At 72.9% G+C, this 19,964-nt stretch carries 17 protein-coding genes, 3 pseudogenes and 1 riboswitch; of the genes and pseudogenes, 12 read left to right on the top strand and 8 right to left on the bottom strand.

What is annotated here, in order from left to right:
- Positions 1–40 precede the first annotated feature (40 nt).
- Positions 41–1,498, top strand: a complete 1,458-nt coding sequence (locus ACFXI4_RS22395) for an MFS transporter (RefSeq protein WP_384993586.1) — start codon at positions 41–43, stop codon at positions 1,496–1,498.
- An 83-nt stretch (positions 1,499–1,581) separates the two neighbouring features.
- On the opposite strand, the gene ACFXI4_RS22390 is transcribed toward ACFXI4_RS22395, so the two are convergent.
- Positions 1,582–2,079 (bottom strand): PaaI family thioesterase, encoded by a 498-nt coding sequence (locus tag ACFXI4_RS22390; protein WP_362733178.1) that lies wholly within the window; start codon positions 2,077–2,079, stop codon positions 1,582–1,584.
- A 93-nt stretch (positions 2,080–2,172) separates the two neighbouring features.
- Between ACFXI4_RS22390 and ACFXI4_RS22385 the strand changes: the two genes are divergently transcribed.
- On the top strand, positions 2,173–2,643 hold the full coding sequence (locus tag ACFXI4_RS22385; protein WP_384993584.1) for a winged helix-turn-helix transcriptional regulator: 471 nt from the start codon (positions 2,173–2,175) through the stop codon (positions 2,641–2,643).
- Positions 2,644–3,451: 808 nt separating this feature from the next.
- Positions 3,452–4,288: a hypothetical protein gene (locus ACFXI4_RS22380; RefSeq protein WP_384993581.1), complete on the top strand. Its 837-nt coding sequence runs from the start codon at positions 3,452–3,454 to the stop codon at positions 4,286–4,288.
- 2 nt (positions 4,289–4,290) lie between these two features.
- Here ACFXI4_RS22380 and ACFXI4_RS22375 read toward each other — a convergent pair.
- Positions 4,291–4,536: pseudogene (locus ACFXI4_RS22375) on the bottom strand (cupin); the annotation flags it as partial.
- A 1-nt stretch (position 4,537) separates the two neighbouring features.
- Here ACFXI4_RS22375 and ACFXI4_RS22370 point away from each other — a divergent pair.
- The 3 genes and pseudogenes from ACFXI4_RS22370 to ACFXI4_RS22360 all read left to right on the top strand — a co-directional run.
- A pseudogene (locus ACFXI4_RS22370) lies at positions 4,538–4,633 on the top strand (alpha/beta hydrolase); the annotation flags it as partial.
- Between the two features lie 58 nt (positions 4,634–4,691).
- Positions 4,692–5,207, top strand: coding sequence for a flavin reductase family protein (locus tag ACFXI4_RS22365; protein WP_384993579.1), 516 nt, complete (start codon positions 4,692–4,694; stop codon positions 5,205–5,207).
- A gap of 160 nt (positions 5,208–5,367) precedes the next feature.
- A riboswitch (cobalamin riboswitch) is annotated at positions 5,368–5,495 on the top strand.
- Positions 5,477–5,875, top strand: a pseudogene (locus tag ACFXI4_RS22360) (5-methyltetrahydropteroyltriglutamate--homocysteine S-methyltransferase); the annotation flags it as partial. (Overlaps the previous riboswitch by 19 nt.)
- Before the next feature lie 52 nt (positions 5,876–5,927).
- Here ACFXI4_RS22360 and ACFXI4_RS22355 read toward each other — a convergent pair.
- Positions 5,928–8,393 carry an endonuclease/exonuclease/phosphatase family protein gene (locus tag ACFXI4_RS22355; protein WP_384993576.1) on the bottom strand — a complete coding sequence of 822 codons (2,466 nt, stop codon included), beginning with the start codon at positions 8,391–8,393 and terminating at the stop codon, positions 5,928–5,930.
- A 163-nt stretch (positions 8,394–8,556) separates the two neighbouring features.
- Positions 8,557–9,696, bottom strand: a complete 1,140-nt coding sequence (locus tag ACFXI4_RS22350) for an SGNH/GDSL hydrolase family protein (protein WP_384993574.1) — start codon at positions 9,694–9,696, stop codon at positions 8,557–8,559.
- Positions 9,697–9,840: 144 nt separating this feature from the next.
- Between ACFXI4_RS22350 and ACFXI4_RS22345 the strand changes: the two genes are divergently transcribed.
- The 3 genes from ACFXI4_RS22345 (at position 9,841) to ACFXI4_RS22335 (ending at position 12,434) form a co-directional block, all read left to right on the top strand.
- Positions 9,841–10,194, top strand: a complete 354-nt coding sequence (locus tag ACFXI4_RS22345) for a VOC family protein (protein WP_384993572.1) — start codon at positions 9,841–9,843, stop codon at positions 10,192–10,194.
- 511 nt (positions 10,195–10,705) lie between these two features.
- The gene (locus tag ACFXI4_RS22340) at positions 10,706–11,533 is read left to right on the top strand and encodes a GAF and ANTAR domain-containing protein (protein WP_384993569.1); all 828 of its coding nucleotides are present in this window, start codon (positions 10,706–10,708) and stop codon (positions 11,531–11,533) included.
- A gap of 49 nt (positions 11,534–11,582) precedes the next feature.
- Positions 11,583–12,434: a YihY/virulence factor BrkB family protein gene (locus ACFXI4_RS22335; protein WP_384993566.1), complete on the top strand. Its 852-nt coding sequence runs from the start codon at positions 11,583–11,585 to the stop codon at positions 12,432–12,434.
- On the opposite strand, the gene ACFXI4_RS22330 is transcribed toward ACFXI4_RS22335, so the two are convergent.
- Both ACFXI4_RS22330 and ACFXI4_RS22325 read right to left on the bottom strand, forming a co-directional pair.
- Positions 12,422–13,633, bottom strand: coding sequence for a PP2C family protein-serine/threonine phosphatase (locus ACFXI4_RS22330; RefSeq protein WP_384993564.1), 1,212 nt, complete (start codon positions 13,631–13,633; stop codon positions 12,422–12,424). The genes ACFXI4_RS22335 and ACFXI4_RS22330 overlap by 13 nt on opposite strands.
- Positions 13,630–15,216 (bottom strand): ATP-binding protein, encoded by a 1,587-nt coding sequence (locus ACFXI4_RS22325; protein WP_384993561.1) that lies wholly within the window; start codon positions 15,214–15,216, stop codon positions 13,630–13,632. The genes ACFXI4_RS22330 and ACFXI4_RS22325 overlap by 4 nt, the downstream gene beginning before the upstream one ends.
- A 121-nt stretch (positions 15,217–15,337) precedes the next feature.
- Here ACFXI4_RS22325 and ACFXI4_RS22320 point away from each other — a divergent pair, with 121 nt between their 5' ends.
- Both ACFXI4_RS22320 and ACFXI4_RS22315 read left to right on the top strand, forming a co-directional pair.
- Complete coding sequence (locus tag ACFXI4_RS22320) at positions 15,338–16,135, top strand: response regulator (RefSeq protein ID WP_384993558.1); 798 nt, start codon at positions 15,338–15,340, stop codon at positions 16,133–16,135.
- An 86-nt stretch (positions 16,136–16,221) separates the two neighbouring features.
- Positions 16,222–17,223, top strand: coding sequence for an NAD-dependent epimerase/dehydratase family protein (locus ACFXI4_RS22315; RefSeq protein ID WP_384993556.1), 1,002 nt, complete (start codon positions 16,222–16,224; stop codon positions 17,221–17,223).
- 30 nt (positions 17,224–17,253) lie between these two features.
- Here the strand turns inward: ACFXI4_RS22315 and ACFXI4_RS22310 are convergent, their stop codons facing one another.
- A complete protein-coding gene (locus ACFXI4_RS22310; protein WP_384993553.1) occupies positions 17,254–18,366 on the bottom strand; it encodes a sensor histidine kinase in 1,113 nt (370 codons plus the stop codon).
- Entirely contained in the window at positions 18,359–19,108 is a 750-nt protein-coding gene (locus ACFXI4_RS22305) for a response regulator transcription factor (protein WP_384993550.1), read from the bottom strand. Before ACFXI4_RS22305 ends, ACFXI4_RS22310 begins: the two co-directional genes overlap by 8 nt.
- Before the next feature lie 123 nt (positions 19,109–19,231).
- Between ACFXI4_RS22305 and ACFXI4_RS22300 the strand changes: the two genes are divergently transcribed.
- The gene (locus ACFXI4_RS22300) at positions 19,232–19,936 is read left to right on the top strand and encodes a glycosyltransferase family 2 protein (protein WP_384993547.1); all 705 of its coding nucleotides are present in this window, start codon (positions 19,232–19,234) and stop codon (positions 19,934–19,936) included.
- Positions 19,937–19,964 lie beyond the last annotated feature (28 nt).

The following is a 19,964-nucleotide window of genomic DNA, read 5'->3' as shown; positions in this document are numbered from 1 at the left end:
CTCAGTAAGTAGGAAAATCAAACTCACCTGTGAGGACACCATGGCTGTACCCGAGGGGGCCTCCACCGCCGCGGCTGCCGGGCCGGTGACGACGGAGGACCCGCTCCAGGACCCGGCCGCCCGCCGGCACGCGCTCCGGGTGCTGGTACTGAGCAGCCTCGGCGCGTTCGTGGTGTTCCTCGACACCACGATCGTCAATGTCGCCTTCGAGACCATCGGCCGGAGTTTCCACGCCACGGCCGGACACCTGGCGTGGGTGCTCAACGCCTACAGCCTGGTCTTCGCCGCCGTCCTGATCCCGGCCGGCCGGCTCGCCGACCGCTACGGGCGCAAGCGGGTCTTCCTCATCGGCATCGTCGGCTTCGCGGCGACGAGCGCCCTGTGCGGGCTGGCGCCCGGCGCCGGCACACTCATCGCGGGACGGGCCCTGCAGGCGGCGTTCGCCGCCCTGGTCACCCCGACGTCGCTGTCCCTGATCCTCCCGGAGTTCCCGGTGGCCCGGCGGCCTGTCGCGATAGGCACCTGGGGCTCCATGGGCGCGGCGGCCGCCGCGCTCGGCCCCACCCTGGGCGCGCTGCTGACCCAGTACGCCTCCTGGCGCTGGATCTTCCTGGTCAACGTGCCGATCTGCGCCGCGATCGCCTTCTTCGGTCTGCGGCTGCTGCGCGAGGCCCGCGACCCGCACGCCCACGGCCTGCCCGACCCGCTCGGTGTCCTGCTGATCGCCGCGATGCCCGCCGCGCTGAGCCTCGGCATCATCGAGGGACCGAACTGGGGCTGGTCCGATCCGCGGGTGGCCGGCGCCTTCGTGCTCGCCGCGCTGCTGCTCGCGGCCTTCGTCCTGCGCGACCGCGCCACCGCGCAGCCCGTGATGGACTTCGGCCTCTTCCGGGTCCGGCAGTTCCGGCTGGTCAACGCATCGACGCTGGTGTTCGCCGCCGCCTTCTACGGCATGTTGCTCAGCAACATCATCTTCCTGCAGACGGTGTGGCACTACTCGGTGCTGCGCGCCGCTCTCGCCACCGCGCCGAGCCCGCTGGTGGTCACCGCCGTGGCCCGCACCGCCAGCCGTCTCTCCCACACCTACGGGGCGCGCCGGGTGCTGTCCTTCGGCGCCCTCTCCTGGGCCGCCGGGCTCGCCCTCACCGCGGCCTTCGTGGGCGCCACCCCGCACTGGGCCACCCACTGGCTGCCCGCGGCACTGCTCACCGGACTCGGCGTCGGGCTCACCCTGCCCGTCCAGTCCGGAGCCGCCGTGCAGGCGCTGCCGCCGGGGCGGTTCGCGCTCGGCTCGGCGATCAACGCGAGCCTGCGCCAGCTCGGCGCGGTCCTCGGCATCAGCCTCTTCGTCGCCGTCCTCGGCACCACCACCGCGGCCACCGCCGTCGACTCCTTCCACCGGGTCTGGTGGCTCCTCGCCGCCCTCGGCCTGGCCTCCGGCGCCCTGCTGTGGACACCGAGCCCGCGCAGCGCACCCGAGGAGGCGCCCGGCCGCTGAGGACCGGCGGCCGAGGAGCGGGACCCGTGCCCCGGAGTCACTCCGGGGGCACGTCCGTGCCCGGCGCGCCGCCCGCCGACGGCTCAGCGCGGGGGCGGCACCGGGAAGAGCATGCAGCTGCTGGTGGCATGGGCCAGCAGCCGGTCCGTTCCGTCGACCAACTGGGCCTGCGCGAGGGCGGTTTGACGTCCCTTGTTGATCACCGTGCCGATGGCGCGCACAGTGCCGGTCTCCACGGTGATGCGGCGCAGGAACTTCACGGTCAGGTCGAGCGAGGTGTACGCCATGCCCTGCGGGAGGGTGGACTGCACGGCGCATCCCGCGGCCGAGTCCAGCAGGACGGCGAAGATGCCGCCGTGCACGCTGCCGATCGGGTTGTAGTGCTCCTCACCCGGGGTCAGGGAGAAGACCGCCCGCCCCGGCTCGACCTCGTCCAGGGCGAAGTCGACGGTGTGGTTGACCGGCGGTCCCGGCAGCCCGCCCGCCTGCAGCTCGCGCAGGAAGTCGATACCGGTCATGCGTCCGGCGGCTTCCGCCAGGACCGCGGGATCGTCCCACTGATACGTACGCGTCCGTCCCACAGCACTGAGCCCTTCCATCTGACTTTTTCAAGCGAAGCTAGCTTCCCGTTCACCTGACTGTCAATGACGAAGCCAGGCCCTTACGATGGCGTCATGGAGTGGCTAGAGGCGAGCACGGAGAACTGCCCCGTCCAGCGCACGCTCGACGTGGTCGGTGAGAAATGGACCCTGCTGATCCTGCGGGACGCGGTCAACGGGGTCCGCCGCTTCGACGACTTCCACCGGCACATCGGCCTGTCGGAGGCGGTGCTCAGCGACCGCCTCCGGAAGCTGATCGCGGCCGGCGTCCTGAAGACGGTCCCCTACCGGGAGCCGGGCAGCCGCGCCCGCAACGAGTACCGGCTGACCCGCAAGGGCTGGGACCTGTGGCCCGTCCTCCTGGCACTCAGCCAGTGGGGCGAGACATACACCCTCGGCCCTGGGGAGAGCCCCCCGCTGGACGTGCGCCACACCGGCTGCGAGGCTCCGGTCCACGTCGTCGTCCAGTGCTCCGCGGAACACACCGCCCTCGCCCCCGACGAGGTCACCGCCCGGGTGGGCCCGGGCGCCCGCCTCCGGCCGTAGGGCGCCGCGCCACCGCCCACGGCTCACGGTTCGGGCCCGGCGCCGGGCCCCGTCGGGTGCGGCCCGCCGACCGGCCCATGCTCCAGCGGCCCGGCCCCGGACGCCCGCCTCCGGGGCAAGGCGCCGGGCGGACGCCCGCGCACCGCCGCCCCCGCCCGGCCGTGCGGCGGGCGGAGGACCTCCCGGCCATGCGTGCCACCACCGGGCGACCCGTACGCGGGACCAGCCGGGCAGAAGCACCATGCCCGCCGCCCAGGACCCGGCGGCCTCCTCCGGACTGCCGCCCGCCACCCGCGGTCCGCCCGCCCGGGCCGGCGGTCGGGCACGGCCCGGCGTGGATGCCCGCCCCACCGAGGCCTCACCGGCCTCATCGCTCCAGTCCTCCGCAACGGAACGGGCGAGCGCGGCCACCGGCGCCACGCCCACCGCATCGCACCCGGACCGCCCCTGCCCACCACTCGCGCGCCCCGGTCGGCCACCAGGCACGGTCCGGAACGGACCGCCGAGCGCACCGAGCGCCGCGGGACCGCGGACCGCCGCGACGGAACGGCCGAGCGCCCACCAGGACGTACGCCGTCGGGCGAGCGCAGGTGCGGCCCGCCGTGCCTCTGCCGGCCGGGCGGCCGCCTCCGGGCCGGCGTCCGCGCGTCGCGGCCTGCGGAGTGCGGAGTGCGGTTCGCGGGGTCGGAGCAGGCCGACGGCCGACCGGCGTCCGTGTCCGGGGGCGTTCGGGGGGCCGCAGGGCGCCTCGGCGGGGCGTGTCACCATCGGCTGGCCCGTGTGTGACCGCCTGCCGAGGAGATACGCCATGTCCGCCCGCCCGAGCCTGCTGTACGTGACCGACCTCGCCTACCCGGCGCGCGGGCGGCGGTACGGCGACGAGGACGTGTTCCTGACCTCCCGGCTCCGCGCGGACTTCGACATCGCCCTGTGCCATCCGCTGGACGCCGCGGCCCTGATGGACCGCTTCGACGCGGTCGTGGTCCGCAACAGCGGTCCGGTACTGCACTACCAGCAGGAGTACGACGCCTTCCGCGACCGGGCCACGGCGTGCGGCACCCGGGTCTACAACCCGTTGCACGGCCGGGCCGACATGGCCGGCAAGGGCTACCTGCTGGACCTGACCGAGGCCGGGCACCCGGTCATCCCGACCGTCGACAGGGCGGACCGTCTGGACCGGCTGCCCGAGAGCGACCAGTACGCGGTCAAGCCCAGGACGGGTGCGGACTCCATAAGCCTGACCTTCGTGGACCGGGACGGGCTCGCGGACCTCGCCTACGGCGACATCCTGGTCCAGCCGCGCGTCGACTTCCGCTACGAGGTGTCCTTCTACTACGTCGACGACGCCTTCCAGTATGCGCTGTACGCACCCGACCCCGGCCGCCGCTGGGTCCTCGAACCGTACGAACCCTCCGCGGCCGACCTCGTCTTCGCCCGGCGTTTCATCGACTGGAACACGCTCGGCCACGGCATCCAGCGGGTGGACGCCTGCCGGACCCGGCAGGGCGACCTTCTCCTCGTCGAGCTGGAGGACCTCAACCCCTATCTCTCCCTCGACCTGGTCGACGACCGGACGCGCGACGTCTTCGTCACCGGCATGACCGCCTCGCTCCACCACTTCCTGGAGGCCGGTCCGCGCGGCTGACCCTAGAGCGCGTACGGACCGGGCAGGTTGACCACGATCGCCTCCTGGGTGCTGCGCGCGATGACGACCACCGCCTCGTCGTCGGAGTCGGGGTTCTCCTCCCGGTGCGGCACGAACGGCGGGTCGAAGACGTAGTCGCCGGGCGAGGTGCGCAGCCGTACCTCCTGCGGCTCCGGGCCCGAGTCGTCCAGGAAGACGAACTCCGGGTGTCCGCCGACCACATAGATCGCGGTCCCGGACTCGCCGTGCCAGCACCGCTCGGTCGCAGCCGAGGTCGTGACCTTCCTGGAGGCACTGCGGACCGGGCTGGTGCCCGCGATCACGGTGGAGTCGAGCGCCTGGTGACGGCCGCCACCGCGGGCCCCCGGCCTCGCCTCTCCCCCGACTGCCGAAAGGAAAGGGCATGACCGCCCCGATCCGCCGGAGTCCGTCGCCGTCGGCCACCGTCCCCGACGGCGCGGACGTCCTCCGCGACACCCTGCGCCGGCATGCCGCCGGAGTCACGGTGATCACCTTCCCGGGCCCCGTCGGCTTCACCGCCACCTCCTTCACCTCCGTCTCCCTGCGGCCTGCCCTGGTGTCGTTCTGCATCGGTCTCGAAGCGTCCAGCACCCCCGCGGCGCGTCTCGCGGACCGCTTCGCCGTCCATGTCCTCGGCACCGCGAACGCCGGCCTGGCGGCACGGTTCGCGCGCAGCGGGATCGACCGGTTCGCAGGGGTGCGCTGGCAAGCGCAGCCGGACGGTCTGCCGGTCCTCGACGACGTCACCGGCTGGCTGTCGGCCCGCGTCACGCTCCGTCAGACCATCGGTGACCACCTGCTGGTCGTCGGCGAGATCGACTCGGGCGCGGTGGCCGACGCCGCCCCGGCCCTCGTCCACCACAACGGTTCCTTCGCGTCGGCGCACCCACTGGTGTGACCCGGGGCGGCCGGGAACGGCCGGGGTACGGTGCGGGCCGGGGAGCAGGTGGCCCGGCTCACACCATCCGGATGACGGACATATCGCCGCTCTCCGCGGCGGTACCCCGTAGGCTGGGCGGCGCAGCTGGTTCGCCCCGTCCGCCAGGCGGGATGCGTCGTAAGAGGGAACCCGGCGGGAATCCGGGACTGCCCCGCAGCGGTGAGTGGGAACGAACGCCGTCATACGCACTGGGTCCGACGTACGGAGCTGGGAAGCGACGGCCGGTGGGGGTACGCCCGCAGACCCAGATCCACACCCACATGTGCTACGCCGAGTTCGGCGACATCGTCCAGGCCATCGACGACCTCGACGCCGACGTCATCAGCCTGGAGGCGGCCCGCTCGCACATGCAGGCCGCCCGCGAGCTCGCCGCGCACGGTTACCCGCGCGAGGCGGGACCCGGCGCGTACGACATCCACTCGCCGCGTGTCCCGAGCGCCGCGGAGGCCGCCGACCTGCTCCGTACCGTCCTGCTCCGTACCGGCCTGAAGGCGATCCCCGCCGAACGGATGTGGGTCAACCCCGACTGCGGCCTGAAGACCCGTGCCTGGCCCGAGACCCGTGCCTCCCTGGAGTACCTGGTCAGCGCGGCCCGCACGGTACGCGAGGAACTGCCGGCCTCCTGACGGCACCGGCCCCGCCGGGCCGGGGCACTCCCGGTGCACCGGCCCGGCGTGGTCACTTCCCGTGCGGCTTCGGCTGGTGCGGCTTCCTGCCGCAGTTCTTCACGTCGATCCGGACGACCTGGGGGTCGTGGTCGCTCGCCTGGTCGGCGAACTCGGCGTTGATGTGGACGACGTCGTAGTCGTAGTGGGTGAGGGAGGGGCTGGTCAGGATGTGGTCCAGGGTCTGGCTGTTGCCGTCGTAGACGTAGCTGTAACGCTGGGACACCGGGAGGGTGTTGATCAGGTCGGTGAGGTCGTTGCCGTTCCCGGTGAGGGTCTTGACGGCGTCGGAGAACTCGAAGTCGTTCAGGTCACCGGCGGCCACGATCCGGGCCCGGGGGTCGGCGGCGAGCAGCGACTGGACGAAGGCGTTCTCCACCTCGGCCTGGAGCCCCCGCTGTGTCTCCGAGGAGCGGGTCGGCTCCTGGTAGCGGCCGTGGACCGGGTCGTCGCCGCCCTTGGAGATGAAGTGGTTGGCGATGACGAAGACCGTCTTGCCCTGGAACACGAACTCGCCGACGAGCGGCTTGCGGCTGTCCGTCCAGGCGGCGCTCGCCGGGTCGATCCGGCCCGGGGAGGCGGACAGGTGGGCCTGGCCCTTGCGGTCCTTGACCACCGAGACGGGCGTGGTGGAGGCGTCGCCCGAGGCGGCGCGGTCCACGAAGGAGACCCGCTTGGGGTTGAAGAGGAACACCTGGCGGATGTTGCCGCCGGGCTCGCCGCCGTCCTTGTCGTCGACCGGGTCGACATAGCGCCAGGAGTACGTGGGGCCGCCGGCCGCGACGATCGCCGCGGTGAACTTCTTCAGGGTCGCCTCGGCGGAGACGGTGCCGTCGTCGGTGGCGCCGTTGTCGTCCTGGATCTCCTCCAGGGTGACGATGTCGGGCGAGGAGAGGTTCTTGACCACACCCCTGGCGAGCCGGGCGAACTTGTCGTCGCCGTCGGTCGGGTCGAGGTTCTCGACGTTGTAGGTGGCGAGCGCCAGTTCGTCGCGGGACTGCTTGCGCGTCACCTCCTGCTCGAGGCCGTTGTCGACGGCCGTGCCGGTGGTGGCCGCGGAGGGGGCGAGCAGGTAGCCGCCGAAGTCGGAGTAGTCGACCGGGCCGGTGGTGGTGCCGGACAGCTCGTCACCGACGTTCAGTACGGGGGTCGTTCCGTCGGCCGAGACGATCTCGATGCGGCCGGTGTTCTGCTGGTCGTAGCCGCCGTAGAGGGTGCCCCCGCGCCGGGTGGGGTTCTCGTGCGGCTTGGCCGTCACGAACATCTCGCCGTAGGTGTTCGTCGCGCCGACCACGCGGGCGTCGGAGACCGAGGCGCGCATGCCCTCGAGGGACTCGTAGAAGTCCTGGGAGTACACGGCCGGCCGGAGGGTGAGGCCCTCGATGCTGCCACCGTCGGCCGTGGGGGTGTACTCGCCCGGGACGGTGGAGGCGTTGAGCGCGACCGCGTCCGGGAGGGCGTTGCCGGTGGACAGGGTGGTGGAGACCGGGCTGCCCAGCTCGGTGACCGACTGGGCGGCGGAGGCCGGGTAGTACTCCGAGACCTTGCCGCTGACCAGGACCGAGTCGCCGACCGAGACGGTGGGCGCGGCCGAGCCGGTGTACACGAACAGTCCCTCGCTGGTGGCGGGGTCGGCGTCCGGGGTGGGGTCCTGGATCCAGTAGCCCTTGCTGCCGGTGGTGCGCACGGCGGTGACGATGCCGGGGACGCCCACCACGTTCTGGCCCTTCAGGGGCGAGAGGCGGGTGCTGCCCTGGATGTCGTGGATGCGGAAGGCGCCGGGCTCGGTCGGGCCGCCGGGGCCGCCGCCGGTGCCGCCGCTCGCGGTGTCGCCCGCGCTGTTGGCCGGAGTGGGCGTACCGGCCGTGAAGTCCGCGGCGTTGTCGTCGGTGTCGGCGAGCGAGGCGGCCCGGGAGACGGAGGTGGTGTTGCTCGTCGCCGGGGCGTCGCCGCCCTCGCGGACGACGGCGGTGCCGTAGCCGAGGAGGTCCACGACGTCGGTGTTGCCGGTGCAGTCGGCGGCCGTCTTGCAGGTCAGTGCCGTGGTGCCCCTGACCAGGGCCACGGTGCCGGCGGTGGCGGACATCGCGATGGTGCCGGTCGCGTCGGCGGCCGGCAGCGCGGTCGTGCCGCCGGCGCCCGCGCCCTCGCCGACCAGGTAGGTGCCGCCGGCGGGCAGTGCGCCGGTGAGCGGGGTGACCTGCCACGGCGAGCTCGCGGAGGCGGAGGCCGGGAGGTACTGGAGGCTGTAGCCGTCCAGGGAGTAGGCCGCCGTGGAGCGGTTGGCCAGTTCCACGAAGTCGTTGGTGAGCGTCGCCCCGGAGTTGCCTCCGCCGCCGTACGCCTCCGAGATGACCGCGCTCGCCGACGGGGTGGCGAACGCGACGGGCAGCGGCGCCACGACGACGGCCGCCGTGGCCGCCGCGGCCACGAACGCGGCGCCGGCTACCCGCGATGCGCTGGGTCTGTGAATCTGCACGAGGATGACTCCTTCAACGTCCGCCGGACAGCGCGCACATGACGTGCCGTCGACCGGTGGGATCCATGCGACCGGCTGAGGTTACGCGCGTAGAAATGGCGTAACAAGGTGTCCGCGGTTAAATCTGCGGGTCCACTCGCGCTCGCGCCGCCCGGACCCGGGCCTATCGCATCAGCCCCGCCTCGCCGAACGACCGCGGCAGGAAGCGTTCGGCCATGCGCGCGTAGCCGGCCGAGTTCGGGTGCAGGCCGTCGGGGAGGTCGGCGATGTCCTCGGGGCCGAACAGCGTGGTGCCGTCGATGAGGTTCAGGTGCCGGTCTCCAGCCTTGCGCCTGCGCTCGACGTGTTCGCTCAGCAGCTCCCGCACCCGCTTCAACGTCAGCGCGCCCGAGGCGAGTTCGGCGGGGCGGTCGAGGGTGTGGACCTTGCCGTCGGCGCCCGGCAGCGTGGGGCCGGGCCGGGTTTCGACGGCCGGGCAGACGACGGGGCTGATGACGAGGACCGGCGTGTCCGGGTGCCCGTCGCGGACGGTGTCGAGGAAGCCGTGGAACGCCGGGACGAAGGTGCGTTCCCGCATGGTGTCGCCGTTCACGATGTTGATGCCCACTTCGAGGCTGATCGCGTCGGCGGGCAGGTCGCGGATGGCCCGGGCCATGAAGGGGTCGAGGTGGCACTCGCCGCCCAGGCCGAGGTTGACGAGGGAGCGGCCCGCGCGCCGGGCGACGATCGCCGGCCAGGTTCCGGTCGGGCGGTCCGCCTCCGAGCACTGGCTGATCGAGCTGCCGTGGTGCACCCACACCGGGCCGCTCGCCGGGGCCGGGCGCACCGACGCCTCCCCGGGGGCCCGTACGTCGACGAGCAGGGCCGCCCGTGAGTTGGGCAGCCAGATCTCGACGCGGCGCTCCCGGGGCCGGGCGCCGAGCGGGAACCGTAGGGTGGCCGGCGGGGACGGGTGCTCGTCCATGGCCATGGTGGCGGGGTCGACGCGGATGAGGGTCTGGCCGGAGGTGGTGACGGGGGGCCGCAGTTCGCCGTCGACGACCAGGTCGAAGACCGCTTCGGACGGCTCGGATCCGGCCATCACGACCTGGGTGAGCTGGGCGTCCACTTCGATCTCGGTGGCGTCCGTGAGCATCTCCAGCCGTACCCCGGAGGGCATGACGCTGGCGATCTCATAGGCGGTGTCCGCCAGTTGGGCGCGTCCGGAGGCGGGAGCGCGATGCAGGGAGAACCCGGCGGGACCGGAGGTCTTCTCCAGTGCCCCGGCGACGCAGTCGAGCGCGAGAGTGAGGACGGAACGCACGTGGCGGCTCTCCTTGGGATGACGTGGGAGTGTGCTTCTTCCCCGGATACCGGCCCGTGCCCGCGATCCCGGCGCCGACCGGCTCCAGGACGGTGATCATGCCCGTTCCGGACCGCCGGGGCGCCGTCCTGGCAGGATGTCGGCATGGAACGTGTACTTGGAATCGGCGGATACTTCCTGCGGGCCAAGGACCCGGCGGCCCTGAGCACGTGGTACCGAGACTGCCTGGGCCTGGACACCGACGACCACGGGCTGTGGCGTCAGGAGGCCGGGTCCACCGTCTTCGCGGCCTTCGAGTCCGGGACCGACTACTTCGGATCCCCCACCCAGCAGACCATGCTGAACTTCCGGGTCCGCGACCTGGACGCCATGCTCGCACAGCTCCGTGCGGCGGGCGCGGACGTGGCCGAGGAGAGGCAGGACATGGACGGCATCGGCCGGTTCGGCTGGGTCACCGACCCCGAGGGCAACCGGATCGAACTGTGGCAGCCCGCCTGACCGTGCCTGGGCCGAGCGGCGGCTCGGGCTGCTGTCCGTGGGGCCGGCCGTACCGGCCGAGGGTCTCCACGGGGGCTCGGTACGACGGGTGGGCCCCAGGTGGCACTCCCGTCCGCGTCGGAGCGCCGGGACCGGCAGCCGCTGTCCTCCTTGCGCCGGCTCCCGGGGTCGTCCTTCCCACGCCTCGCCCCGGCCGTAGGGGTCGCGAGGAGCTGTCGCGTCGCCCTCACCGGTGTGGGCCTTCCCGTGGGCCGGCAGTTCCTCGCGGGCCGCTCGCCGGGCCGGCCGGGTCGACCACGGGCGGGGTGCCCGGGCCCTGCGGTGCCGGTTCGTCGGGCGTGGTGGTCATGGCGTCGTACGGCGGTGTCCTGCGGCCGTCAGGAGATCCGGACTCCGGGCCCGGCCCGAACGCGTCGCGGCGGCCGAACCAGGCACACCGTTTTCACGTCGTGAAGATCGGGTGGCCTGCCGGGGCTCGCGGCGGGCATGCGTACGACGAGGAGGTGTGACCATGACCGAGTACCCGAACGCCCCTGTCCCGCCGCCTGCCGACGCGGCCGAGGAGCAGCGGATCGTGGCGGAGCGCAACACGCGGCTGGCGCGTGCCGGTGTGGCCCGCGCCGAGGAGCTGTTGCTGAAGTACTACCGGCTCTCCTCGCACGAGGAGTCGTTCGAGCTGCTGCGTGACGCCTCCCAGCGGTTCAACCTCAAACTGCACACCCTCGCCGCCGGTGTCGTCCGGCTTCCGGCACCCGAGCCGACGGCCTTGCGCTGGGTGGCGGGCCGGCCGCACGGGGCCCCGCCCCCGGTACCCGCCCTGCACCTGGACGGCACCCGTCCGCAGAGCCGGGGCGCGGTCCTGGACGCCGCCCTGCAGCGCACCCTGCGCATCACCGGCACCCGGATGGGCAATGTGCAGCTGGTGGAGAACCGGCTGCTGCGCATGGTCCGGCACACCGGGCTGGACCAGCGGTTCACCGACTACTTCGCCTTCGTCGACAGCGGGACCACCTCGTGCGCGCAGGCGGCCGAGGAGGCACGGCAGGTCACCGTGAAGGACGTCCGCTCCTGCGACACCTTCGACGAGCGTTCCCGGCAGGTGATCCTGCAGGCCGGCAGCCGCGCCTGCCACAGCGTCCCGCTGGTCAGCCCGAAGGGCGCCGTGGTCGGCATGATCTCCGCGCACCACGAGCAGCCGCTGCACGAACTCACAACCGTCCAGCTGGCCGCGCTGGAGCGACTCGGCTGCGAGGTGGGCCGCTGGTTGCTCTGGCACCACAACACCGTGGTGGTCGACGCCCTGAACCAGCTCCATGTCCGGGCCGCCCACCGACACTGAGTCCCCCACCTGCCCGAGCCGAAGACCACGGAATGAGAGCATCCGTTTCATGGATGATGGAGGCGGCCGTACGGCTCGATGGTGGGCGGCGCTGCGCCGGACCCCGGTGTCCGTCTGGAACGACGACGTGACGGACTGGGCGGCCGCGCTGACCTATTACGCCGTCCTGGCGCTGTTCCCCGTCCTGCTGGTCATTCTCTCGGTCCTCGGTCTGACCATCCCCACGGCCAGACCGGAGGTCATCGACCGCATCACGCAGGCCGCCCCGCTCGCCTCCCGTGCCCTGCTGCGCAGCACCCTGCGGCAGATGTCCGGTCAGTCGTCCGCGGCCTGGGCGCTGATCGTGCTGGGCGGGGCGGCGGCGCTGTGGTCGGGGTCCAGCTATCTGAGTGTCTTCCGCCGGGCGTTGCACGCCATGCACCGGATCAGCTCGCACCGGCCGGTCTGGCGGACCGCGCCCCGCATCCTCACCACGGCCCTGGTCCTGATCCTGCTGCTGCTCATCTCCGTCCTGGCCCTGTTCCTCACCGGCAGCCTGGCCGATTTCCTGGGCCGCGCGCTGGATCTCGGAAGGGGGCCGCAGGCCGCCTGGCACGCGCTCCGGTGGCCGCTGGCGGTCGCGGTGGCCGTCGGCACGGTGCTCGTCCTCTACCACTCGGGGCCGAAGTCCTCCCGCCCGGTCCGGAAGATGGCGCCGGGCGGTGTGCTGGCGGTGGTCCTCCTGCTGGTCGTCTCGCTGGGCTGCACCGTCTACACCTCCCATGTCACCAGTTACAACCGGCTGTACGGCTCGCTGGGCGGCGTCGTGATCTTCCTGATCTGGCTGTGGCTGTCCAACCTGGCCCTGCTGATCGGCGCCCAGTTCAACGCGGAGCTGGAGAAGACCGCTCAGGAGGAGTGAGCCGGGCCCCGGGAGCCGCCGGTCTTCCAGTCCAGGCGCAGGACGGCGAGGTCGTCGGTGTGACGGTCGGCGTTGAGGGCGCGGGTGCGGGCGATGAGCCGGTCCAGGTGGGTGCCGGGGTCGGCTGTCGCCAGTGAGTCGATGATGCCCAGCAGGCCGTCCACCCCGAGCCGGGCGCCGGTCCCGTCCGCGAATCCCTCGATGAGTCCGTCGGTGTAGGCGATGAGCGCCCCGTCGCCGGGCAGCGCCAGCGTGGTGGCGGGCCAGTCGCCCACTCCGGGGGCGATGCCCAGCGCGATTCCGTGGGCGGCGGTGACCTGCCGGGTTCCGTCGGGGGTGACCATCAGGGGTTCGTGGTGGCCGGCCAGGTGCAGGGTGAGGGTGCCGGCCCGCGGGTCCAGGGTGATGAGCGAGCAGGTGGTGAACAGGTCGCTGCCGACGCGTTCGGCGATGTGTATCTGTTCCAGCAGGTGCAGCAGGTGGTGGGCGCGGTGCCCGCCGAGGGTGAGCGCGCGCCAGGCGATGCGCAGGCAGACGCCGAGCGCGGCGGCGTCCGGGCCGTGCCCGCTGACGTCTCCGATGATCGCGTGGACCTGGCCGTCGTCGGTCTGGACGACGTCGAGGAAGTCGCCGCCCAGCAGGGCCTGGGCCCGTCCGGGGTAGTAGCGGCTGGAGGCGGTGACGGCCGGCGAGGACAGCAGGGGTTCGGGCAGCAGCCCGCGTTCCAGCCGGGCGTTCTCCTCCGCGCGCAGCCTGCCCATCTGGAGGGCGGCGTTGGCGAGTTCGGCCTGCTTGCGCTGGACCGCGTAGCGGACGGCGCGCTGCATCAGGTCGGGTTCGACCTTGCCCTTGACGAGATAGTCCTGGGCGCCGACGGCGAGCGACTCGACTCCGGCGCGGGGCTCGTCCAGCCCGGTCAGGACGATGATCGCGGCGTGGGTGTCGGCCTGGATGGTCTGGATCGTCTCCACCCCGGACGCGTCCGGCAGGTGCAGGTCGAGCAGGACGCAGTCCACGGGGCCGGCATCGAGTGCCCGGTGGGCCTCGGCGGCGGTGTGGCACCGTGTCAGGGTGTACGGCAGATCGGTGTCGTGGAGGAGCTCCTCGACCAGCAGGGCGTCGCCGTCGTCGTCCTCCACCAGCAGGACGTCGTACTGCTCGGCCACCTGCTCGCCGCGGCCTGAGGATGGACCGGTCACGACTGTGTCTCTCTGTCCGGTACGGCCGTCGCGGCCGTGGGGGCGGGTAGGGCGGGCAGGGTGAACAGGACGCGGGTGCCGGTCGGGTTGTCGGGGTCGATCGCGATGGTGCCGCCGTGGAACTCCACGACCTTCTTGCACATCGCCAGCCCGATACCGGTACCCGGATAGGCGTCCTTCGTGTGCAGCCGCTGGAAGATCACGAAGACTTTCTCCTGGAACTCCGGCGCGATCCCGATGCCGTTGTCGCGGACCTCGAACTCCCAGATCCCCTCGGCCTCCTGCGCGCCGACGTGGATCCGCGGCGACCGGTCGGGGTGACGGAACTTGATCGCGTTGGAGAGCAGGTTCTGCAGCAGCATGCCCAGCTGGGTCGTGTCCCCGAGCACGGACGGCAGCGGGTCGTGGGTGATCTCGGCGCCGGTCTCCTCGACGGCCACGCTCAGGTCGTCCAGGGTCGTGCTCAGCACGCTCTCCAGGTCCACGGTCCGCTGCTCGTTGTGGACGCGGCCCACCCGGGAGAAGGCCAGCAGGTCGTTGATGAGGTTCTGCATGCGGTTGGCGCCGTCGACGGCGAAGCCGATGTACTGGTCGGCCTTGTCGTCCAGTTGTCCGCCGTAACGCCGTTGCAGGAGCTGGGTGAAGCTGGACACCTTGCGCAGCGGTTCCTGGAGGTCGTGCGAGGCCACGTAGGCGAACTGCTCCAGTTCCGCGTTCGACCGCTTCAGGTCCGCCGCCTGCCCGTCCAGCAGCCCGCGGGCCTCCTCGCTGAACCGCAGCTCCGCCACCAGCCGCAGACGCATCGACTCCACGTCACTGGCGAGCCGGCGCAGGTCCGCGGGGCCGGTGCCGACGAGGGAACGGTCGAAGCGGCCCTGCGTCACGTCACGTGCGGCCGAGCCGAGCCTGCTGAGGGGCCCGGTGACGCCGCGTCGCAGCCCCTCGAAGACGAGTCCGGCCACCAGGAGGATGAGGGCCGCGATGACGGCGAACACCCAGTTCCGCAGGGTCACCGCCTGCCGCAGCTGACGGGTAGCCACCGTCCGCTCCTGCTCCAGGTGGGCCTGCTGGCGGGTCATCGCGCGCCGCAGGGAGTCGAACGCGGTCTTGCCCTCGGCGGCGCGTGCCGCGGTGATCTGCGCGGCCTGGGCGGGGGAGGCCGCCGCGACCGGCCGCGCGACGCGCTCCTGCCAGGTCCCGGCGAGTCTCTCCACCTCGGCCAGGTCGGCACGGGCCCGGCCGTCGCCGGTGAGCAGCGGCCGCAGCCGCTCGAGCGCGGCCCGCTCGCCGGTCACGCCCTGCGCGTAGGGCTGCAGGAAGTCCCGCTGCCCGGACAGCCCGTAGCCGCGGACGCCGGTCTCCTGGTTGACCAGCGCCTCCTCGACCCGCATCGACTCGATCAGGGCGGGCGAGCGCCGGTCCACCAGCGCGGACGTGATATGCGAGGTTCGCCACATCGCCCAGCCACCCAGCGACCCGAGCACCGTCAGGACGACCAGGGTGGCGGCCACGCCCACCCGCAGCCAGCGCCGGGTCGTCCAGTCGGCGAACGCGCCCGCGGCGCCTGACGGCTTGCTTGTCATCGCGGTGCGCTGCTCCCTCGGCCTGCCGTCCGGGCCGCACCTGGGCGCGCGGCAGAGACACTGTACTCGGGGCCGACAACGCATGTTGTCCCTCCCTGGATCAACGCCCTAGGGTGAGGCCATGCCCGCTCCCTCTCCCCCTCCCGGTCCCGTGAGCGGGGACACGGACGTGCTGGTGACCCAGGTGGTGGACGAACTCGCCCGGCTGCTCACGCAGGCGGCCACCGCCCCGGCGGCGGACCCCGTCGACGTGGCGGGCGAGGCCCGCTGGCATGCTCTGCTGCGGTTGCGGGTACTTGCCCGGGTCAAGCAGACCGTCCGGCACCTGGAGGACCAGGCCGCCCACGCCGCCGCCGAGAGCGGCGCCGGCTACCCGGAGATCGGCCGGGCCGTGAGCATGAGCCGCCAAGGAGCCCGGCGCCGCTGGCCCGGGCTCATCACCAACAGCACAGACCACTCCCGCCCCACACCCCGGAGCTCCCCCATCATGGCTGCCGCCACAATCCGTCCGTACGACGTGCTGCTGGTCGAGGACGACGTCGCCGACGCGATGCTCATCCAGGACGCCCTCACCGAGCGCGGTACGCGCAATCTCACCCAGGTCTCCGACGGCGTCGAGGCCCTCGACTACCTGCGCGACCCGGACAACGAGCGCCCCGACCTCATCGTGCTCGACCTGAACATGCCCCGCATGAACGGGCGCGAGTTCCTCGCCGTGGTCAAGGAGGACGCGGAACTGCGGACCATCCCGGTCGTCGTGCTGACCACGTCCGTGGCCCCCGACGACGTCAACGGCGCGTATCACCACCACGCCAACGCCTACGTCACCAAGCCCGTCAACCTGGCGGAGTTCGAGACGGCGGTGCGCAGCATCGACGCCTTCTACCTCGACATCGCCGTCAAGCCCCCCAAGGAGTAGGGGGCAAGCAGGGGGCGTCCTTACGGAGTCGTGACATGCGGGCCCGGGCACGTGGTCCGGTGGCCGTGCGGGCCTAGCGTGGCCGTATGCGTGTACTGGTCACCGGCGGTGCCGGGTTCATCGGGTCCCATGTCGTCGAGGCGCTGACCGCTCACGGCCACGAGGCGGTCGTGTTCGACGTGCGCGCCGATCCGGGCGCCGACGTGCGCAATCCGGCGGCGGTCGGGCGGGCGCTCACGGGCGTGGACGCGGTCTGCCACCAGGCCGCGATGGTCGGGCTGGGCGTGGGCTTCGGGGACGCGGCGGAGTACGTCTCCCGCAATGATCTCGGTACGGCCGTGCTGCTGGCCGCGATGGCCGAGTCCGGGGTACGGCGCCTCGTGCTGGCCGGGTCGATGGTCGTGTACGGGGAGGGACGGTACGCCTGCCCGCACCACGGTGCCGTACGGCCCGGGCCGCGCGCGGTCGCCGACCTGGAGGCGGGCCGGTTCGAACCGGCATGCCCGGTGTGCGGTGCCGAGCTGGCACCGGGACTGGTCGCCGAGGACGCGCCGGCCGATCCGCGCAACGTGTACGCCACCACGAAACTGGCCCAGGAGCATCTGGCCGCCGCCTGGGCCCGGTCGACCGGCGGGTCCGCCGCGGCCCTGCGCTACCACAACGTGTACGGGCCCCGGATGCCCCGTGACACCCCCTACGCCGGCGTGGCCGCGCTCTTCCGCTCCGCGCTCGCCCGCGGCGAGGCGCCCCGGGTGTTCGAGGACGGTCGGCAGCGCCGCGACTTCGTGCACGTCCGGGACGTCGCCGCGGCCAACGTGGTGGCCCTGGAGGCCAGGCCGGAGCCGGGTGCGCTGAGCGCGTACAACACCGGCAGCGGCGAGCCGCACACCGTGGGCGAGATGGCCCGCGCGCTGGCCGAGGCCCATGGCGGGCCCGCGCCGGTGGTCACCGGGGAGTTCCGGCTGGGGGACGTACGGCACATCACCGCCGACTCCTCGCGGCTGCGGGCCGAGCTGGGCTGGAAGGCCGAGGTCGGGTTCGCGGAGGGGATGCGGGAGTTCGCGCGGGCCGGGATGCGGGGAGCGTAGCCCTCCATGGACCGGTGGTGCTGTCCACGATCAGGAAGCGGCGGTGGGCAGCACCACCTCGAAGCAGCAGCCGCCGGGAATGTTGCGGACGGTGGCCCGCCCCTGGTGGGCCTCCACGATCCCGCGCACGATGGCGAGGCCGAGTCCCGCTCCGGCCGGGGGCGTGCGGGCGTGGCTGCCGCGCCAGCCGGTGTCGAAGACGCGCGGCAGGTCCTCCTCGGGGATGCCGCCGCAGCCGTCCGTGACGGACACCACGACGCCCTCGGGACCGCGCTCGGCGGCGACCGCGACCGTGCCGTCGGGCGGCGTCCGGCGGATGGCGTTCACCAGCAGATTGCCCAGCACCCGGCTCATCTCCTTGCCGTCCACCTCGACGGGCACCGGCTCCACGCGGTGGCCGACCAGGCGTACGCCCTGTGCGCGGGCCAGCGGGTCGGCGCCCGCGAGGGCGTCGCCGACGAGGTCGTACAGCGACATCCGGCTCGGGGTCAGCGCGAGCGCTCCCGCGTGGATGCGGGAGAGTTCGAAGAGGTCGCCGACCATGTCGTTGAGGCGCTCGACCTCGGTACGGATCTGCTTCAGGTAGCGGTCCGGGTCGGTGGCCACCCCGTCCTCCAGCGCCTCCGACATGGCCCGCAGACCGGCCAGCGGGGTGCGCAGGTCGTGCGAGATCCAGGCGACCAGCTCCCGGCGCGAGGTCTCCAGGGCGCGTTCGCGCTGCCGGGATTCCGCGAGCCTCGCGCTGGTGGCCGCCAACTCGCGGCTCAGTTCCGCCAGTTCGGCGGTGGCCGGGACAGCCGGCGCGGCGAAGTCGCCTTCCTCGCCGAACGAGCGTGCGGCGAGGGCGAGCTCACGGCTTCGGGCACCGACCCAGCGGCCCAGTATCAGCGCGCTGCCGAGCGAGACCGCGGCCGCCATCGCCACCACCGTCGTCACCACCGACAGGTCGTGCGAGGAGAGGAACATCGCCCAGGCGACGGCCAGGGTGCCGGCGAGCATCGCGACCACGCCGACGGCGGCGACCACGGCGATGGACACGGTGAGCGAGCGCCGCCGCAGCAGCCGCAGCGCGGCCGCTCCGGCGAGCCCGGTGAGGGCGGCACCGGCCAGCGCGTACAGGGCGATCAGCAGGGTGTCACGCATGCCGGCCCGCCTCCTGCCCGTCGGCCTCGGGGGCGAAGCGGTAGCCGACGCCCCACACCGTCTGGATCAGGCGCGGCCGGGCCGGGTCGTCCTCGACCTTGGCGCGCAGCCGGCGGACATGGACCGTCACGGTGGACAGGTCACCGAAGTCCCAGTCCCACACCTCGCGCATCAGGTCCTCCCTGCTGAACGCCCGTCCCGGGTGCCGCAGGAAGAAGGCGAGGAGGTCGAACTCGCGCAGGGTGACGGCGAGTTCGGTGCCGTTGCGGGTGACGCGGCGGGCGCCCGGATCGAGGGTGAGGCCGGCGGTGGAGAAGGAGTGCGCGGCGGGCGCGGGGCGGGCGCGGCGCAGCACCGACTCCACCCGCAGCACCAGTTCGCGGGGGCTGAAGGGTTTGGTGACGTAGTCGTCGGCACCGACCTCCAGGCCCAGGATCCGGTCGTCCTCGTCGCCGCGCGCGGTGAGCATGATGACCGGGACGGAGGCGCGGCCACGCAGCCGCCGGCAGACCTCCAGGCCGTCCATGCCGGGCAGCATCAGGTCGAGCACCACCAGGTCCGGCCAGTGGGCGGCGGCGCGGGTCAGGGCGGTGGGGCCGTCGTCGGCGTGGTCGACCAGGTACCCGGCACGGTCGAGGTATCCGGTGACGACCTCGGCGACGGTCGGATCGTCGTCGACGACCAGGACCCGCGCGGCGACGGGGGCGGCCCGGTCCTCGGTGAGCTCGTACGGCTGATGCATGCCTCCACCCTCGCACCGGGCCGTCGCGGGTGTCGCGCCCGCGGGTGGCGGCGGGCCGCGACGTCCGCGTTTCGTAAGGAGCCGAGGCCCGTTATGTCTGGTTCGCGTTCGTAGGGTGACACCGTGACCACCTCACCGATCTCCCCCACGACGGACGTGGACGTCGTTCTTCCCTGTCTGAACGAGGCCGATGCGCTGCCCTGGGTGCTCGGCCGGATCCCGGCGGGCTGGCGGGCCCTCGTGGTCGACAACGGCTCCACGGACGGCTCGGCGGACATCGCCCGGTCGCTCGGCGCGACCGTCGTCCACGAGGCGCGGCGCGGCTTCGGCGCGGCATGCCACGCGGGGCTGACCGCCGCGACCGCCGGCATCGTCTGCTTCTGCGACTGTGACGCCTCGCTTGATCCGGGGCTCCTCGTGCCGTTCGTGCGCGAAGTCCACGACGGCGGGGCGGACTTGGTGCTCGGCCGACGGCGGCCGCAGGGCCGGGGGGCGTGGCCGGCACATGCCCGGGCCGGGAACCTGGCGCTGGCGCGGATGCTGCGGCGCCGGACCGGGCTGCGGCTGCACGACCTCGGTCCGCTGCGGGCCGCCCGCCGGGAGGCGCTGCTCGCACTGGACCTCGACGACCGGCGCAGCGGCTATCCGCTGCAGATGGTGGTGCGGGCCGCCGACGCGGGCTGGCGGATCACCGAGCACGAGGTGCCGTACCGGCCGCGTACCGGAGTCTCGAAGGTCACCGGCACCTGGCGGGGCACCTGGCAGGCGGTTCGGGACATGAGCCGGGTACTGCAGGAGGCGCCCCGGGTGCGGGCCGGTGGGGGTTGAGCGCGCCCACGCGGCGGAGCCGCACATC

This window comes from Streptomyces sp. NPDC059224, assembly GCF_042754285.1.
In the GTDB taxonomy this organism is placed as follows: Bacteria; Actinomycetota; Actinomycetes; order Streptomycetales; family Streptomycetaceae; genus Streptomyces.
This window is presented reverse-complemented; position numbering and strand designations above follow the sequence as displayed.

Bases quoted from the DNA above. Each gene is read 5' to 3' on its own strand.
- ACFXI4_RS22395 (WP_384993586.1), top strand. From the start codon at position 41: ATGGCTGTACCCGAGGGGGCCTCCACCGCCGCGGCTGCCGGGCCGGTG.
- ACFXI4_RS22385 (WP_384993584.1), top strand. From the start codon at position 2,173: ATGGAGTGGCTAGAGGCGAGCACGGAGAACTGCCCCGTCCAGCGCACG.
- ACFXI4_RS22380 (WP_384993581.1), top strand. From the start codon at position 3,452: ATGTCCGCCCGCCCGAGCCTGCTGTACGTGACCGACCTCGCCTACCCG.
- ACFXI4_RS22365 (WP_384993579.1), top strand. From the start codon at position 4,692: ATGACCGCCCCGATCCGCCGGAGTCCGTCGCCGTCGGCCACCGTCCCC.
- ACFXI4_RS22345 (WP_384993572.1), top strand. From the start codon at position 9,841: ATGGAACGTGTACTTGGAATCGGCGGATACTTCCTGCGGGCCAAGGAC.
- ACFXI4_RS22340 (WP_384993569.1), top strand. From the start codon at position 10,706: ATGACCGAGTACCCGAACGCCCCTGTCCCGCCGCCTGCCGACGCGGCC.
- ACFXI4_RS22335 (WP_384993566.1), top strand. From the start codon at position 11,583: ATGGATGATGGAGGCGGCCGTACGGCTCGATGGTGGGCGGCGCTGCGC.
- ACFXI4_RS22325 (WP_384993561.1), bottom strand. From the start codon at position 15,216: ATGACAAGCAAGCCGTCAGGCGCCGCGGGCGCGTTCGCCGACTGGACG.
- ACFXI4_RS22320 (WP_384993558.1), top strand. From the start codon at position 15,338: ATGCCCGCTCCCTCTCCCCCTCCCGGTCCCGTGAGCGGGGACACGGAC.
- ACFXI4_RS22315 (WP_384993556.1), top strand. From the start codon at position 16,222: ATGCGTGTACTGGTCACCGGCGGTGCCGGGTTCATCGGGTCCCATGTC.
- ACFXI4_RS22310 (WP_384993553.1), bottom strand. From the start codon at position 18,366: ATGCGTGACACCCTGCTGATCGCCCTGTACGCGCTGGCCGGTGCCGCC.
- ACFXI4_RS22305 (WP_384993550.1), bottom strand. From the start codon at position 19,108: ATGCATCAGCCGTACGAGCTCACCGAGGACCGGGCCGCCCCCGTCGCC.